Source organism: Rathayibacter sp. KR2-224 (assembly GCF_049446075.1).
Lineage (GTDB): Bacteria > Actinomycetota > Actinomycetes > Actinomycetales > Microbacteriaceae > Humibacter.
In genome coordinates, this window is sequence record NZ_JBMSEB010000005.1 from 1 (window position 1) to 16,446 (window position 16,446).

Consider the following 16,446-nt stretch of genomic DNA (forward strand, 5'->3'; position numbering starts at 1 on the left):
CTCCCTCGAAGGCTGGTGTGTGGTCAGAGACCACCAGCATCAAGGGAGGCCCGCCCCATACGACGGAGCGACCCAGGGTGGGGAATTTCGGCGAGCAGAAGTGGGGAATTTCAGTGAGCGCCGTCACCGCTGACCGGACGTCCGCCCGCGGTGCTCGAGTAGCAGCAGCCGCCCTCCCCCGATCGCCCCGAGACCGATGCGAAACACAGGCACAAGGGCTCGGACCAGCCACCGGGTCTGAAGCAGTCGGGCCACCATCCGGTCGGCCAGCGAGCCATGTTGCTCAATCGCATGCATACATGCAACTATTGCAGCAATGCAGCCATAGGCGCCACCATCGCCCATGGCGCCGCCGTCGAGGACACCACGTCAGAGATGAAGGCCGAACACATGGATCCGGGCAAGCAACGGCCATGTGCGCTCACGGGCAGTTACCAATGAACAACCCGATGATCGACGTCAGATGCGTTCTCCCCGGACCGGCCCAGAAGACGTGGCTTGGTGAGTCGGGTTCCACTAGAGTCGCGCCCGAGATGGCGTTGGCAAAGACTTGTGCATGTGCGAAGGAGACTCCCCGATCATGCCGCGGCCCCGCCACAAGAGTCGGGCAGCGCACGTTCCCATGGCGACGCGCCGCGCCGAATCGCCGCCATGGAGCCCCTGGCGGAGGTCGTTCACAAACCCGGAGTCAGACCACATGGATTGGAACAACGCCCGCGCATCGACCCGGTCAGCGGCGCTAAGTCGACCCCACCAGTCCTCTACCGGGAGCTTCGAAAGCCGCAACATCACGAGCCGCAATCCCGAGTCCGAGCGGACCAATCGGCGCTCGAGACGCCATACGACACCCTGAAGGAGGGGGAAAACAGCGCCGGGCCACCTATCGCCTCTGCCCGACCATCGGGATAGGCCAAGCCGGACGGTGCGCAGCTGTGCAGCACGAGCCTCTGCACACCAATCTCCCGATCTCCAGCAACGCGCACGGCCTGCGTGCCGCCGAACGATACGCCGACGGCCGCGGCGGTCGCGCGGATGTCAGGTGCCTGCAAACCTCACGCACGAGCGGCGGGAAATCGGCGGGCCTCAACGCGCCGACTTTGGTGCTGCCGTATCCGGGGCGTGAGAAGGAGAGAACCGCGTGCCCTAGCTCGGTGTACAGGCCCGTCCGCAATCACACCTCGCGGAGCAATGGCCGCCAGGGAAGAACAACACCAATAGCCGGTCCCCCCGCACAAGCAGAATTCGACGGCGCCCCTGCTTGTCGGGATGTGCCGTGTCGAAACCATGACCCAGTCTCACAGCACAACCGGCAGCCAGACCTATTCCTCGCGGCGGATGCAGCGCTTGCGCCCGATGTTGACGGTCTTAGACCGCCAGTTTAGACTAGCGGTCTAAACGGACAGACGGAGACGATGCGTCATGAAGGTCTTGATCGTGGGAGCCGGGATCGCCGGTCCTACGCTGGCATTCTGGCTGAATAGATCGGGTCACGAGATCACGATCGTGGAACACGCAACCGAACTACGCAGCGGCGGATACCTCATCGACTTCTGGGGCGCCGGCTTCGATGTGGCGCAGCGGATGGGCATCGTGCCCGAACTGCGCCCGCACGGCTACGTCTTCACCGAGGCGAGAGCGATCGACCGGAACGGCCGCAAGATCGCGTCGTTCAACCCCGAGGCTGTGATCGAGTCGAACAAGCGGTACATGAGCATCCCGCGCACCGACCTCGCTTCCGTCATCTACGACTCGCTGGGCGGCGAGGTAGAGCTGATTCTCGGCGACACCGTGCACGACCTCGCTAATGACGGTGGGTGCGTTCGGGTCACCTTCGAGAGCGGGAGCACCCGTGATTTCGATCTCGTCTTCGGCGCGGACGGCTTGCACTCCCGGGTGCGCAGGCTCGCTTTCGGCCCCGATGAGCAATTTGAGAAATATCTGGGGTTGGTCGTTGCCGCATTCGATGCTGAGCGGTATCCGCAGCGCGACGAGCTCATCGCGCTGATGTACGCCGAGATCGGGTTCCAGGCGATCCGCCTGTCCTTCCGCGACGACGCCACCCTGCTCCTATTCACCGTGCGTCATGACGGCCACGTGCCCGTCGAGCGCGCGGCACAGGAGAGTCTGTTGCGTGAGAAGCTGGGCGGCATGGGCTGGGAAGTTCCCGAGATGCTGGCGGTCATGCCCCACGCGAAGAACTTCTACTTCGACACGGCCAGTCAGATCCGGATGCCGTCGTGGTCGACCGGACGCATCGCCCTGGTGGGCGATGCCGGCGCCGGCCCGTCGTTCCTGGCCGGGCAGGGCTCGGCGCTGGCCATGGTGGAGGGTTACACCCTGGCCGCCGAACTCGCGCGCACCAGCGACTACCGCGAGGCGTTCGCCCGCTACGAAGAGCGGCTGGCCCCGCTGGTACGCTCCAAGCAAGCTGGCGCCCAGGGGCTGGGCCTGGCGTTCGCCCCGAAGAACAGATTCCAGCTTGGCGTCAGGAACACGGTGTTGAAGATGATGGGGCTCCCCAAGGTTCCCGACATCGCGATGGGCAGGAGCTTCCACGACCGCGTCGAACTCCCGTCATTCCCGGGCCCGAACTCGACGCGCTGATCGAATGGTCCGACCCCGATTCGCGAAACTGCCCGCGGCCCAGCAACAGGCGATCGTTCAGGCGGCACTCGACGAGTTCGCGTCTCACGGCTTTCACGACGCCTCGCTGAATCGGGTCATCGGCACCGCCGGAATCTCCAAGGGGTCGATGTACTACTACTTCAACGGCAAAGAGGACCTCTACGCCTACGTCGCACAGGTCGGGCTCGGCGGACTCTTCGAACAGGTCGGTCCACTGCCCGATCTGAGCGTCGGGGATGCCGATGCCTTCTGGTCGGTTCTGGGCGACTACTACCTCCGGCTCATGCGAGCGCTCGTCGCATCGCCGCAGTTGGCGGCTATGCTGCGCGGCTGGGCCGCCGCGGCGAAGAACTCCGCGTCGAAGAAGGCGCGGGATGAGCTCGAGCAGTCATCCCTCCCGTGGATCGCGCAGGTGCTCGCCACCGGGCAACGGGTGGGAGCGGTACGGGACGACGTGCCGCGCACCTTGCTGATCGCGGTCGCGACAGGCATGGGCGAGGCGATGGACGTCTGGCTCATGTCGCAAGAGGTCGACGACGACGCCCTGCCCGGATTGATTGGCTCCCTGATGAGCATGATCAGAGGCGCAGTCGGTCCCCGACTGATTGAGTAATTGGCCACCTTTAAGTGTGAAAACGGATAACGGCGGTGGTCTCAACCGGGCGATGCACCGTTCGGGAAGGATTGGTCCGGAGGTGTGGGTGGTGTTCGCGAGTGAGCTGGAAGACGAACTCTGGGAGCGGTGGGCGCGGGGTTAGTCGAGCCGGTTGAGCGCGCGTGCGCTCTGGAGTACTCCTCATACGGTCCGCGCCGTCTTGGCGCAACACGGCGGCGTTCGACCGTGAACCCGTGCCGCGGAAGGCAACAGTTGACCGCTGCAGAGCGCGAGGACATCTCGCGCGGCATCGCGACTGGGCTCTCCTGCAGAGCGATCGCAGCGGTACTCGGCCGCTCGCCCTCCAAACCCCGAACGAAGTACTCGGGGACACCCTGTTGCGATAACCGCCAGAATCCGCCGATCCTTCATCGGGCATTCTCGGCGGGTTTGAGCACGATGAGATATGTGAGGTAGTGCTCGACAACCGTTCCACCCAATTCGCGCACTCCCTCTGCTGCTTGCTTCACCTCCTCGGGTGACCAGTTACTGAAGGTGGCGAATAGTCGATGCACTTGCTCCGCATCGAGCTCGATGCTCCATCGGAACGTCGAGATCCCGTCGACCGCGAACAGGCCTGATGCCGTCAGCTCGGCGGCCGTCGCGTCGGCGTCATCGGGGTCAACTCCTGGGGGCGACGGCTCGCCGCGCTGCCGCACGATCTGCATTACACGTTCGCGGAATGACGTTGCGGGCCCTTCCGGATCGCCGAACACATGGCGCCAAATGAGCAACGTGCCCTCGGGCCGCAGTGCTCGACGAAGCTTTGGAAGGACGACGTTCAGGTCCATCCAATGGATCGAGGTTGCTGCCACGGCAACGTCAAACGAGCCCGCCGCGAGGTCCACATCTTCGGCACGCGCCACAAGCACAGTTGCGGTCGGGTAAGACGCGTGAAGCCGCTGCGCGAGTCGCTCGCCGGGCTCGACCGCCGTTACCTGGAGTCCTGTCGCGAGGAGCGGCCCTGTTGCTTGACCGGTGCCGGCGCCGAGGTCGAGTGCTCGGTGTCCCGGCTGCAGGACGCCAAGATCCATGATGGTGTCCCACAGCGCCGAGGGGTAGGGCGGGCGGGCGGCCGCGTACTCCTCTGCCAGGGCTTCGAAATGCATTGGGTCTCTCACGCCGAAATCCTAATCTCGCTTCCCGTTTGGTCGCCCGCCAGCGCGTCGGCCTACTGACTCGAGCTAAGTGGCAAGGCCCACGGGACCAAGGTGCCCGCAGACCCGCACGATGAAAATCCACGCAAGGGTACGGCAACCGCAACGTGACCTTCCACGTCACGCGTCCCCTCCGTGGGACAGCCGGCGAGCGTTTCTCGAAACGAGAACGAGGAACCTTGTGGCCAAGCGGACAGACGATCAGGGCGATCGAGCAATGAAGAAGACGAGGTGGGTGAAACAGGTCACGGAGCCACAGAGACCAGCGGATCGAAAAGTGGATCGAAATATGGCAATGGATCGAAATATGGCAATGCACGCAGGCACTTTGTAGTGGGAGGGGTACTCTGGAGGCTGTGCGTGGGGGTGTTGCACGGTGGAAACGAGGGGTTGCTTCACAGGGGGTGAAGCAGGCGGTCGCGTACGCCTTCGGCGGGGTCTGTGATGCCACCCTGACCGCGAAAGACGCTGCTGGGGTGATCGCTGCCGCGGATTACGCGGATGGGGTGATGACCCGGTATATCTGCGAAGACGGTGTCATCCGCGACGACCTCCTCAGCCGGAAGCAGTTGCGGGCGTGGGTGGATGGGTTCGACCCACTCACCGGGGAGCGGCGTGGCCGTGACCTGGAGTCGCCGGTCGCGGATCTGGTTCTTGATGCGACGGTGAACGCACCTAAGTCGTTCTCGATCGCCGCGCTCCTGGATCCTGAGTTGAATGCGGCGTACGAGGATCTGCAGGACCGGTTACGGGACCGGATCATCCACCTCTGGCAGACCGAACTCAACGCCCGCCGTGGTGCCGGCGGTCTCATCCGGGAAGACCTGGCCCGGGTTGAAGTGGTCGAGCTGAAGCACGAACGGTCCCGGTCATTGGACCCGCACAAGCATCGCCACCTCTGGCTGAACGTCAAAGTCCAAGGTCAGGACGGCAAGTGGTCCAACCTGGACACCAGGGTGGCGCTTAGGTTCCAGAACGTGGTGAACGCCGAAGGCGACCTCGCGACCCGTACTGACCCGGCCTGGATCCACGCCCTCGCGGCTAAGGGGTTCACGCTCGACGCGGACGGCGAGATTGAGCAGCTCCAGCACTTGGTGCGGCCCTTGTCGAAGCGATCCGCGCAGATCGAAACCAACCGAGCAAAGCGCCTCGATTGGTGGCGGGGCCAGCATCCTGCTGAGGAGCCGTCCCGGGATGTGCTGAACCAGATCGACCGGTGGGCATGGGCAGCCGGGCGGCCGAACAAGCCACGCGACCTCGATGAGGACAGTTGGGCGGCCATCATCCGCAACGAGATCCATGCGGCCGGCGCGGATGTGACTGGGCGATCCGGGGTTGCCGTCGAGCCGGTCGCTGTCGCGGACATTGACCTGGACTTGGTGGCCGCCAGGGCCGTGGTGGATGCGGATGGCCGCTCCACCGGAACTGGTGGCCGCTTCTCCGTGTACGACGTTCGCGCCGGCGTCCTCCGCGCTTTGGCCGCAACCGGCATCATCACCGAACGCGAAACGCTCCACCAACTCGTGATCGACCTCGTCGACAGGGCGGTGGCCACGCACACGGTTCGCCTGCTCGACGCCGATGCGGTGCCGGACCACGTGAAGCAGTTCGTGGCCACGACCACCGCGATCGCGAAGAACACGCTCGCCAATCAGCTTCAACTCTTCCCCGAGGCGGGTGAACCTCTCCCCACCGAGGCAGTGCAAAGCATCGCAGCAGCGGTTGACCCCGGCAGAGTCCTGGATTCTGGCCAAGTCGGTGGCGCCGCGGTCATTGGTGGCAGCAGCAATCTCGTGACCGTGATCGGGGCGGCCGGGACAGGGAAGACTGCGATGTTAAAGGTGGCCGCGGCCGCGTTGCGGTTGCAGCACCGGCGGATGGTCGTTGTCGCCCCGACCAAGAAAGCGGCCACCGTCGCAGGCCGCGAAACCGACAGCGACGCCTCCTCACTCCATCAACTGCTGCACGCCTATGGGTGGCGGTGGAATCCCGACGCCACAGGCCGCACTCAATGGTCCAGGCTGACCATCGGGGAGATCGACCCCAACACGATGCGGCCATACGGTGGCCCTGGCGAGGACGCCCTTCATCCCGGAGACCGGATCGTGGTCGACGAGGCCGGCATGCTCGACCTCCACGCCGCCAACGCACTCCTCACACTCGCCCATGAGACGGGTGCCGGAATCGCTGCCGTAGGGGATCCGAACCAAGCACTCCCGGTCGGACACTCCGGCGCGCTGGAGCTTCTGCGCCGCAACAGCGTCAGCGTCGTGGAGCTGCTCGACGTGCACCGATTCCAGGAACCTGGCTGGGGAGACTTCACACTCGAGCTCCGGCAAGCGGACACCGACGAGGACCGCCACAACGTCGCCGACCACTTGATCCAGACCGGTCACGTCCAACTGACCAACAGCACCAGCGAGGTTGCAAGTGTGATGACAGATGCCTGGTTCACTGCGACGAATCGTCGCGAGACGATTTCACTGATCACCGCGACCCATGCCGAAGCACAGGCGGTCAGTGAAGCCATCCAAGCCCGCCGCATCCACAGCGGCAGCGTCAACACAGACAGAGCAGCTCTTGGACAGAACGGGCAAACGCTCCTCGTCGGCGACATCGTGCAAACACGACGCAACGACACCCGCGCCGAAGTGGAGAACCGACAGAACTGGGTAATCACCCGCATCACCGACGACGGCATCCTGCTCGCCTCCACAGCCGACTCCAGTCAAGTGCGAAGGGTCGACTCCAGCTACGCGGCCCAGCACCTCCACCTCGGCTACGCCTCCACCGTGTACGGGGCCCAAGGCGAAACCACGGACCGCTCCCTGGTCGGCCCCGGAGTTGACGCCGCCGGACTCTACGTCGGCCTGACCCGTGGTCGACGCAGCAATGTCATCGTCCTCACCACTCCCACGACGAAGGCCGCCGAAGCTGAACTGGTTGACATGCTTCATCGCGGCTACATCGAACCAACCATCACCGAATCCCAAGAAGCCGCTCGAACAGAGCTCCGCAGGGCCGCAGCCGAGCCTGCCTCACCGGCCCGGCTGGAGTCGCCAGCTCGGGTCCTGGGTCGAAGCATCTAAGGAAGCCGACGGGAGCGGCAGATCGGAACTGCCAGCTGATTGCGCGCCTCGATAGCACCGGTCCGGGGATCAAACATGATCAACACCACGCCCCTCGCGTCTGCCAATGCTGCCGCATCTGGTAGACACCCCCCGGGATGGAAAACTATGCAGTGGCGACCGTCGGATTCGGTGAGTGCGATAGCGCGCTGAACCAGCGGCACCTCGATGTTGCCCCTGTGGTTGTCGACAAGAGCGACGTAACGCGAACTGTAAAGGTCACAAACGGCCGCCGCCGGCCCCTCTGCGATCAGGGTGTCGCGCTCACCCAGGAAGACCATCCATTCCTGACAGAACTCGACCGCAGCAGTCCGCGACGACCCCACCGGTCGAGGACCAGGACGCTGAAGGAACTCAGTCATACCTCGAGCATCCTCTTTGCTTCCGACGAAGACCAGGTCCGCCACCACCGCTGAGCCGGTGAATGTCGAGCGGGAAGCCGGCGGCGAAGGGCAGCATTGGCTTAAAGCACTCGGCCTCAACACCGAAGACCTCGTCAACCCCGCCAAGGCGACAGGATCCACTTACGCTGTGGTGAATGTACTGAATCGCATCGGGGCGCCGCTTTGGCGGTCTCAAGCAAGTAGGCCAGGCTGTGGATTCGAGTCGGCATTGGGGTGCAAGTCTGCCGGCCTCGGCATCGACGCTAGGGCGGGCGGTGGGGACTTCGCCGAGATCATCAAGCGCTACCTCGTCAAGGGGCGCAACCAGATCGACACCACCGCGCGACAGATCAGGAACCGCAGCGCCGGCTTCGAGCACATCCCGAGTGACCGCAGCATCGTCGGGTTAGTCGTCACCAGCGAGCCGTTCCATTTCGCGAACGCGCGCTTTGAAGAGTTCGGGCCAGCGAGCCAGACGCCTTCGCTCCTCGTCTCGGCACGGGAGTTGGAGCACTTCACGAGCTACGACCCGGATGAGGCAATCGTCCGCTCCTTGAAGTGTTTGACGACGAAGAGCGGCGCACCTGGAACCTCGAACAGGCTCTCCAAGGGAAACCCGCCAAGAGGCACCCAGTCGCCGTTCGCGCCTGGAGACGCATCAGCCCCGTCGCTGAGTAGGCCGAACATGCATCGGCTTGCCCCAGTGTTGGAGTAGCTAACAAACAGTCCGCGCCAGGACGTGGTCGAGCGTTTCAAGCGTTTCTCGTCCTGGCTCAGCTGGCAGTCAACTCGTTGTCGGAGGGCCGCCTTACCCTGGCCTTCTACTAGGCGGCGCCGGACGGCGCCGCCTTCGTCCCTTCGTAATGGCGGGTTACTACTAGAGCAAAACTATTAGATATAATATTCCTATTAGCAATGCTAGAGTCGACGCATGGCGCAGGATGACGTTGTGTGGCACGGGCCTCGCGCCCTCACGAAGGTCCGCCAAGTCTGTATCCCAGTCGAGTTGCTCCGTGCGCTGGAGCTTGAAGCGGGGAGTGAACTGCAGTTCGCGCTCGCCAAGTCGGGGGATGAGATCCGGATTCGAGCGACCGGCCGAACGCGGTCGACGAATGAGAAGGGGTCACGATGAACGAGAGCGCGCTGACGGCGCTGTACTCCGAGCCCCTACCGGCGGATCGCACGGGCGCGCTCTATAACGCGTTTTCCTACCCGACGAAGATCTCGGCGGAGAGCGTCGCACTGTTCATCGCGTGCCACACCAAGCCCGGCGATCACGTGCTCGACGTCTTCGGCGGATCCGGATCCACAGGAATAGCGGCACTCCTATGTGCTCGACCGACCGAGCGTATGAAGTCTCTTGCGGCTGCACGTGGGCTCGCCCCGGTATGGGGGCCGCGTCGCGCCACGGTGTATGAGCTGTCGGAGATCGGAACCTTGCTCGGTCGCGTGATGACGAGGGCACCAGAGCCAACCGCATTCGCGGCGGCTGCGAAGCGGCTTCTTGATACTGCGGAGCAGATGGAGTCGGACCTGTACGCCGCGGATTCGCCCGATGGACGGCCGGGGCAGATCCGCCAAGTGATCTGGAGCGATGTCGTCGCCTGCCCGCGCTGCGGGGCCGAGACCACTTATGCCGAAACCAGGGTGCGGTATGAGCCACTGCGGTTCGACGACTCGTACAGGTGTGCCTGTGGTTTCGTCGGCGAGCCCGACGCGTGGAGACGAGTCGCTGAGACGGTTGCCGACCCGTTGACCGGCGAAGCAACGACGCGGAGGAAGCGGGTGCCGTGGAAGGTTTACGGACGTTCGGGTAGCCGCAACTGGAGTCGCCTCGCCTCGTCCGATGACGGACACGCCGAGAGCAGTGCGTTGTCTCGTCCTGTTCCGTCGGCCGCGCCGGTGGTGCCGCTCGAGTGGGGCGACCTCCATCGAAGCGGCTACCACCAGGGGATGACTCATCTCCATCACCTCTACACGGCGCGCAACTTCCGCGCGCTCGGAGTTCTGTGGAGCTTGATAGACGAACAGCCCGAGCCGCTGCAAGAGGCGCTCCGTTTGCTGGTGCTCTCGTACAACGCGGCGCACTCCACGCTCATGACTCGGGTCGTCTTGAAGAAGAACTCGAAGGACTTCATCGTCACGGGCGCGCAGTCGGGTGTCTTGTACGTCAGCGGACTTCCGGTCGAGAAGAACGTCTTCACTGGCGTGAGGCGGAAGATCGCAGTATTCGAGAAGGCCTTCCAGCTGCTGCATGGTCTCGGAGATGGAGTCGATGTTGTCACTGGGAGTAGTTCCCACCTCCAGCTCGGCAGCGATTCGGTCGACTACGTCTTCACGGACCCGCCATTCGGGGCGTACATCCCCTATGCGGAAATCAACCAGATCAACGAGCTGTGGCTCGGCCGGACGACGAATACCACCGAAGAGGCGATCATTTCGCCAGCGCAAGGTAAGGGTGTCGACGCATACCAAGCCTTGCTCACCTCCGTGTTTAGCGAGGTCGGTCGGGTGATGACTCCAGACGCGGATGCGACGCTGGTCTTCCACTCTTCGCAAGCCTCGGTCTGGCGCGCACTGGCAGAGAGTCTGCGAGATGCCGGGTTGGCGGTCACGGCGGCAAGCATTCTCGACAAGACTCAAGCCAGCTTCAAGCAGGTGAACGGTCATGTCGCGGTGAGCGGCGACCCGCTCTTGCGCGTCAAGAAGCGCACGCCGGAACTTGAGCGTCAAGTCACAACGACGATGCAAGAACTGGTCGCCGCCGCGTCCTCCGAAGGCGCGACATCGCCGGCGGGTGCTCGTGAGCAGCAGCACCTCTTCTCGCAGCTTGTCGGCCGCGCGCTCGTCGACGGTGTTCCCATCACGCTCGACGCGCGACGGGTGTATGAACTTCAGGGGCTCACTTGAGGGCTGAAACACCCGACGAGAGCACCCGCAAGAAGCAACTCGGTCAGTACTTCACTGGTCGCCCCGTCGGGCGCTTATTGGCGGCGCTGGCAGACGCTGAGTCTGCGCTCTCGATTATCGATCCCATGGTCGGATCGGCAGACTTGCTTGCAGCTTGTCTGGAAGTTGGGGCTCGCCCTGAGTCGATGGTCGGGTATGACCTCGATCCGCAGGCTATCGAGCAGGCGAGCGTGGTCATGGCTGGTGAACCCGGTGTCTCGCTTGAGGCAGTCGATGCATTCTCGGCGGTGCTTCCTGGCGGGCAGTTCGATCTAGTGATCACCAACCCGCCATACATTCGCTACCAATCCAAGGGTTACGTCGATGGCCTGACGATTCCTTCTGCGGCAACCGTTCGGAGCCGTCTTGTTCGCTCCCTTCAAAACCGGGCTGCCCTGGGCGATGAAGCCCAAGCGGCGTTCCTCCGGGCCGCACACGCCTATCCCGGCACCGCTGACATCGCGGTTCCTGCATGGGTACTGAGTGCTGCTTTGGTGCGCGAAGGGGGCGTGCTCGCGGTGGTGGCGCCGCAGGCCTGGCTCAACCGTAACTATGCGCACGCGGTGCGCGAGCTTCTCGACCTCGCGTTCGACGTCGAGGTGGTGGTTGAGGATGGCGATGCGAGTTGGTTTGAAGACGCACTCGTTCGGACGCAATTGGTCGTCGCGAGGCGGCGCTCGGTCGGCCCGAGAACAGGTCACTCGATTGTCGTGGGTCGAGCCACTCGCGAACTGGAGACCCGTGGGTCCTTGCTCGGCGCCCGGAAGTCGGAGCAGGCGGTGGCGCGGGCTCTGCGAAAGGTTGCCTCTCCGCAACCGGTGACAGTCACGCGTGGTCTCACTGCACGCGTAAGCCAGGAGATCTCGCTTTCCGCCACCGGCGAGCGCAGCGCCTTGGCGCCCCGAGTGGCGCTTGCGGTAGGACAGAGCGCAGTGAGTATGCGCCTTCGAACCATTGAGGCCTACGGGTGGCGGGTCGGTCAGGGACTCCGGACCGGCGCCAATGACTTCTTCTATCTTGCCGAGATCGACGGGGCGGCCCGCCCCGCCACACGATGGGGACTCGCAATGCTCGACGTTCCGACTGAGTGCCTTGAGATTGCGGTCAGACGTCAGAGCGACCTTGGTGACGAGCTCGATGTTTCGGAGACATCGGCGTTGTCCGCGAGGGTGCTCAATCTCCGGGGCTGGGTGACTCAAGCCGACGCAAAGCGTGTTGGTGACCCCGCTCCAGCGGTTCTGTCCGCCAAGGTCAGCGCTTGGATCGACAGGGTGGCGAGGACGCCTCTTGTGGACTCCGACCCGACGAAAACGTTCCCGGAGCTCGCGGCGGTCGCGACGAACGCCAAGCACGATCGGCGCGGGCAGCAGGTCGGCTTCTGGTATCAGTTGCCCCCGATGGCGCCGCGCCATCGGCCTGCGTTGTTCATGCCCCGCGTGTGCGGCGGTCGTCCCTTCGCGTACTCCAACTCGGCTGGAGCGCTCGTGGACGCCAACTTCGCGACGATGTGGCAGGAGTCGAAGGATGCGATTCCGGCGTCAGCGATGAGCGCGCTGCTCAACTCAGCGTGGGCATGGGCGAATGCCGAAGTCTCGTCCACCGTTCTTGGTGGCGGCGCGCTGAAAGTTGAAGCGACTGATTTGCGTCGTCTGCCGCTTCCGGATCTCGATAGCAAGACGGTCGAAGGGCTTGCGGCGCTTGGCGCTCAACTCCGCTCTCGTCGCGACCAAGAGCTTCTCGAGCGGATCGATCTCGCTGTCGCGGGGGCAATTGTCGGCAAGCGTGCGAGCCACGATGTCGCGGATGCTCTGCGTGCGACCGCAAAGGCCGCACTCGAGGGGCGTACTCGCTCGTAGTGTGCTCGTGTCTTCGCTCCCCTCTAAAGTTGAGCCAAACGTTCAGGGACATGGAGAGAAGATCGCGTGGAACTCGCCGTCGAGACAATTCGCGTCCTGCGTAGATTCAAGAACGCCGTCCTTGAAGGTCCTCCTGGTACCGGCAAGAGTCATGTCGTTACCTCTGTCGCCGAACAGTGGGAGGACGAGACTGGTCGTCGGCTCCTTGGCAACGGTCAGGGAAATTACGCGATCACGCTGCACCCGAACACGACCTATGAAGAGTTCGTCGAGGGCCTTCGCTACGACGACGTAAGGGAGCAGTTCGTTCGGCGGGATGGCTTCCTTCGCGTGGTGATTTCCGAGGCGCTCGATCACCCCGAAGGTGACTTCCTCGTACTCATCGACGAGCTCAACCGGGCGAACGTCCCCAAGGTGTTTGGTGACCTCCTGCTCTGCATGGAGTCCACAAAACGATCAACGTTCGACGGTGCGAGCTGGGTCGACGGCATGGAGGTCACCCTTCCGTACTCTGGCTCGATCTTCTCGGTTCCCAGCAATGTCTATCTGCTCGGAACCATGAACACGTCAGACCGTTCGATCGCTCCGTTGGACTCGGCGCTTCGCCGCCGGTTCGGCTTCATCCGCGTCGAGCCTCTTGTCGGCTCCGCCCTCCGTGCATCGATCGAGGCGGTGGAGGGTGCCGATGCCGCGGCACGAATCGATGGCTCGATCAGCGCGTTGAGCAACCTCAATGAAGCGCTGCGGCAGTGCCTCGGGCCGAATGCGATGCTCGGTCACAGCTACCTCTTCGGTGTCACCCCTACCGTCGGCGCCGTCGCTGCACCGAGCGACCCCATCGCGCAGCTGCGAGTTGACGCTGCAGACCCCTCTGTCACGGAGGCGTACTGGCTCGAGGTCGGGGGTATGTGGGGCGGGAATCACAATCAGCTCGACCTACCCGACGTCACGAAATCACGGCGCGGGTTGGTTGATGAGTTTTTCCCGATGACGTCCGGTGGTGTCACGAAATCGCAGCGCTCATCGAGCGGGATTCAGGATCGCCTCGATATCAGCTACGACGGTGAGACTTACGCTGGCAATACGATCGAGTACAACTCAGGTGGTAACAACTTCCGACTCAAGTATCAGGGCCGCACTGCCGCCGGCGACGGGCTGACGGACGATCTTCAGCAGCAGGTGCACGTCTGGCTTCGGCTGTCGAACAACACGTTCGAGCTCTTCACCCTCGACCGAACTCGCGCAGTGATCGACGCACTGCGCGCAGTGAGCGTGAACCCCGGTTGGCACGAGCACACCGGTGGCCCGAAGGGGAGGGCCTATGGAGTGATAGATCTCCCGATGCTGACCGCCGTCACCCCGGCGCCCGCCCCTTCGCCCGACGACGACGCCGAGTGGATGGTGTGGCGATATGCAATCTTGCCCCAGCTCATCGACACGGTAACCCAAGCTGGAGCGACCGACCTTCTGGATCCCGCTCTTCGCCGCTCCTGGCTTGAAGCTGCCGCCCATGTTGAGGTCGAGGACCGTTGGGCCAAGTTCGACGGGTTCCTGGTCGACCTCTCTCTTGCAATTCGCGAAGAGGGATACGGTCTGACCCGCGGGCTGGTGGTTGTGGACATACCCGCCGGTGCGAAGAGCGGGTACCTCCCCGACGACGATGAGTCGGCCGATGACACGGCGACCGATGGCGAATCCGACGACTAGCCCAGAGCGGATGTGGATCCGTGCGAGTCCGCGCGGCACGCGTTCCGGGTTCGCCGTGCTTCCGGACGGGGGGCACGGCGTCGTGACCGTAACCGTGCTGCCGAAGCCGTGGGCGGTCCGAGCTGATGTCCTCCGCGAGTTTGATCACCGGCCGGGTGCGACAACGCACATCGTTCTCTACGAGAAGGAGACCGCACTCGTTCGCAGCGCTTCGGCCGGGAGCCTCGCGTTGGCAGTCGCCGCGTTCTCGGATGAGCACGCGGACCTGGTCGAACTCGGCGTTGAACCTAAAACGCCGAAGCAGGCGGACGTTTCGAGCCTGGATCCGTTCAAGGAGCTCATCGACGTGATGCTCCTTGCGGACCGTAGCCGCCTGACGTCGGGAGCTGCGTCCTTTGAGGGCGCATTCGCACCTTCGTTTCTCAGGCTGCTCGAGCACGAGCGGTTCCTCAACGAGGTGGAGCCGCTTCTGTTCCGTGCTCGTCCGCGGTACGAGGAACGGACCGAAGCGCTGGGAATGCCACGAGGGCGACTCAAGGAGAAGAGCCTCCTACACTCGATCGCGACCGGGGTCCCAGTAGTCGAGTCGGTCTTCGATGAACTCACCATGGATACGCCGCTGCTCAGGGTGGTCGCTTCGGCCCTTCGTGTCGTTGCCACCGATCAGCTGCCGCCCAAGATCGCTCGCCTTCGCCCGACTACTCAGTCTCGTGCGACGCTCTTGCTCCGTCACCTCACTGCGGTTCGCCTGATCCGACCCGAGGACGCAATGAGCAACGCGGAGCGGCTGTGGCTCGGGCCGCTAGATCGGATATGGCAGCCTGTGGTCGACGCGGCGTTGCCCGTGCTTCGCAGCCATGGGGTCGCGCCCGAGGACGGTGATGAGCATGGCGAAGGGCTCACGGTGCACATCTCAATGGAGAAGTTCTGGGAGCAGTGTCTTGAGGTTGCTCTTCAAAGCGCCTTCCCGTTGACGGCGGTGAGCCGCGACTCCGATCCCGCAGAGGGCGTGGACGTTCCTCGTCCATGGGCCGGTGGAAATGCTGAGAGTGGGGACTCGTTCCCCGACTTTATGGTGAAGGTTTCGCAGAAGGTGATTCTGGCCGACGCGAAGTACAAGATGAACACCGGGACGGTTCCTAGCTCCCAGGACGGCTACCAGATGTTCGCCTACAGCCACCTCGCGATGCTGAACGGACAGGCCTCCGATCTCGCGCTATTGCTCTACCCGGCCAAGGCCAGTTCTGCGCCCAACCAAGTCGAGTTGGCGCGACTGAGAGACAGAGCGTACCCGCTCTGGATGGTCACGCTTCCGTTCCCCGCGAAGGGCGACGTACGATCCTCATCGGCCTGGGGGGCCTATGTCTCCAACTTGGCCGCCGCACTTCGCGACTTCTCGGCGGAGTGGCAGAACGTGACAAACGCCGCCTAACTGACGTCGGAAAGTCCGGTCGAGTTCTTGGATGACCTGACTCAACTCATTCGCGTTCGGTCGCGTCCTTGCCGTCTGCCCCAAGCGCTCGGATGAGTCGCTCCCTGACTCGCTCTCGTCGCTTTGCGAAGCCCTCGAGGAAGCTCGTGAGGGAGAGGCTGATCCCATCGAGGTCGTTCTCGCGAAGATACGGTTCGCGGCGAGCGTCGGGCAGAGTCTCGATCCAGTTGGCGGGAAGCTTCGCGAGCTTCTCCTGGTTCTGACGTCCCTCGAGCAGCTGCAGGTTCGGCAGCGAGTTGACGCGCATCAAGTAGCTGTCGACTGCTTGGGGTGGCACGCCGGCCTCTTCGAGACGTCGGCGAGTGAAGAGCGACTTCGGCCAAATGTGGTCCTCATGGAACTCCTTCGAGAAGTCCAAACCTGGGTAGTGACGGCGCTCACTGAAATTCCCCACTTCTGCTCGCCGAAATTCCCCACCCTGGGTCGCTCCGTCGTATGGGGCGGGCCTCCCTTGATGCTGGTGGTCTCTGACCACACACCAGCCTTCGAGGGAG

The 16,446-nt window shown here is 63.7% G+C and carries 11 protein-coding genes; 9 read left to right on the forward strand and 2 right to left on the reverse strand.

Annotated features, from left to right (window positions below; all coding sequences use genetic code 11):
• The first annotated feature begins 1,419 nt into the window (after positions 1–1,419).
• From ACO2Q7_RS17185 to ACO2Q7_RS17195, 3 genes are all read left to right on the forward strand, one after another.
• The gene (locus tag ACO2Q7_RS17185) at positions 1,420–2,604 is read left to right on the forward strand and encodes an FAD-binding domain (protein WP_423356949.1); all 1,185 of its coding nucleotides are present in this window, start codon (positions 1,420–1,422) and stop codon (positions 2,602–2,604) included.
• A gap of 4 nt (positions 2,605–2,608) precedes the next feature.
• Positions 2,609–3,238, forward strand: a complete 630-nt coding sequence (locus ACO2Q7_RS17190) for a TetR/AcrR family transcriptional regulator (RefSeq protein WP_423356950.1) — start codon at positions 2,609–2,611, stop codon at positions 3,236–3,238.
• A 228-nt stretch (positions 3,239–3,466) separates the two neighbouring features.
• Positions 3,467–3,697, forward strand: a complete 231-nt coding sequence (locus tag ACO2Q7_RS17195) for a helix-turn-helix domain-containing protein (protein ID WP_423356951.1) — start codon at positions 3,467–3,469, stop codon at positions 3,695–3,697.
• Here ACO2Q7_RS17195 and ACO2Q7_RS17200 read toward each other — a convergent pair.
• Positions 3,649–4,401: a class I SAM-dependent methyltransferase gene (locus ACO2Q7_RS17200; RefSeq protein ID WP_423356952.1), complete on the reverse strand. Its 753-nt coding sequence runs from the start codon at positions 4,399–4,401 to the stop codon at positions 3,649–3,651. The genes ACO2Q7_RS17195 and ACO2Q7_RS17200 overlap by 49 nt on opposite strands.
• 545 nt (positions 4,402–4,946) lie before the next feature.
• Here ACO2Q7_RS17200 and ACO2Q7_RS17205 point away from each other — a divergent pair.
• The 6 genes from ACO2Q7_RS17205 to ACO2Q7_RS17230 all read left to right on the forward strand — a co-directional run bounded on the left by ACO2Q7_RS17205 (position 4,947) and on the right by ACO2Q7_RS17230 (position 15,892).
• Entirely contained in the window at positions 4,947–7,526 is a 2,580-nt protein-coding gene (locus tag ACO2Q7_RS17205; RefSeq protein ID WP_423356953.1) for an AAA family ATPase, read from the forward strand.
• Between the two features lie 417 nt (positions 7,527–7,943).
• Positions 7,944–8,663 (forward strand): hypothetical protein, encoded by a 720-nt coding sequence (locus tag ACO2Q7_RS17210; protein WP_423356954.1) that lies wholly within the window; start codon positions 7,944–7,946, stop codon positions 8,661–8,663.
• 413 nt (positions 8,664–9,076) lie between these two features.
• The gene (locus ACO2Q7_RS17215) at positions 9,077–10,858 is read left to right on the forward strand and encodes a DNA methyltransferase (protein ID WP_423356955.1); all 1,782 of its coding nucleotides are present in this window, start codon (positions 9,077–9,079) and stop codon (positions 10,856–10,858) included.
• Positions 10,855–12,753 (forward strand): N-6 DNA methylase, encoded by a 1,899-nt coding sequence (locus tag ACO2Q7_RS17220; RefSeq protein ID WP_423356956.1) that lies wholly within the window; start codon positions 10,855–10,857, stop codon positions 12,751–12,753. The genes ACO2Q7_RS17215 and ACO2Q7_RS17220 overlap by 4 nt, the downstream gene beginning before the upstream one ends.
• 66 nt (positions 12,754–12,819) lie before the next feature.
• Positions 12,820–14,460 carry an McrB family protein gene (locus ACO2Q7_RS17225; protein ID WP_423356957.1) on the forward strand — a complete coding sequence of 547 codons (1,641 nt, stop codon included), beginning with the start codon at positions 12,820–12,822 and terminating at the stop codon, positions 14,458–14,460.
• On the forward strand, positions 14,426–15,892 hold the full coding sequence (locus ACO2Q7_RS17230) for a 5-methylcytosine restriction system specificity protein McrC (RefSeq protein WP_423356958.1): 1,467 nt from the start codon (positions 14,426–14,428) through the stop codon (positions 15,890–15,892). The genes ACO2Q7_RS17225 and ACO2Q7_RS17230 overlap by 35 nt, the downstream gene beginning before the upstream one ends.
• Positions 15,893–15,938: 46 nt before the next feature.
• Here ACO2Q7_RS17230 and ACO2Q7_RS17235 read toward each other — a convergent pair whose 3' ends face one another.
• On the reverse strand, positions 15,939–16,229 hold the full coding sequence (locus ACO2Q7_RS17235) for a hypothetical protein (RefSeq protein ID WP_423356959.1): 291 nt from the start codon (positions 16,227–16,229) through the stop codon (positions 15,939–15,941).
• Positions 16,230–16,446 lie beyond the last annotated feature (217 nt).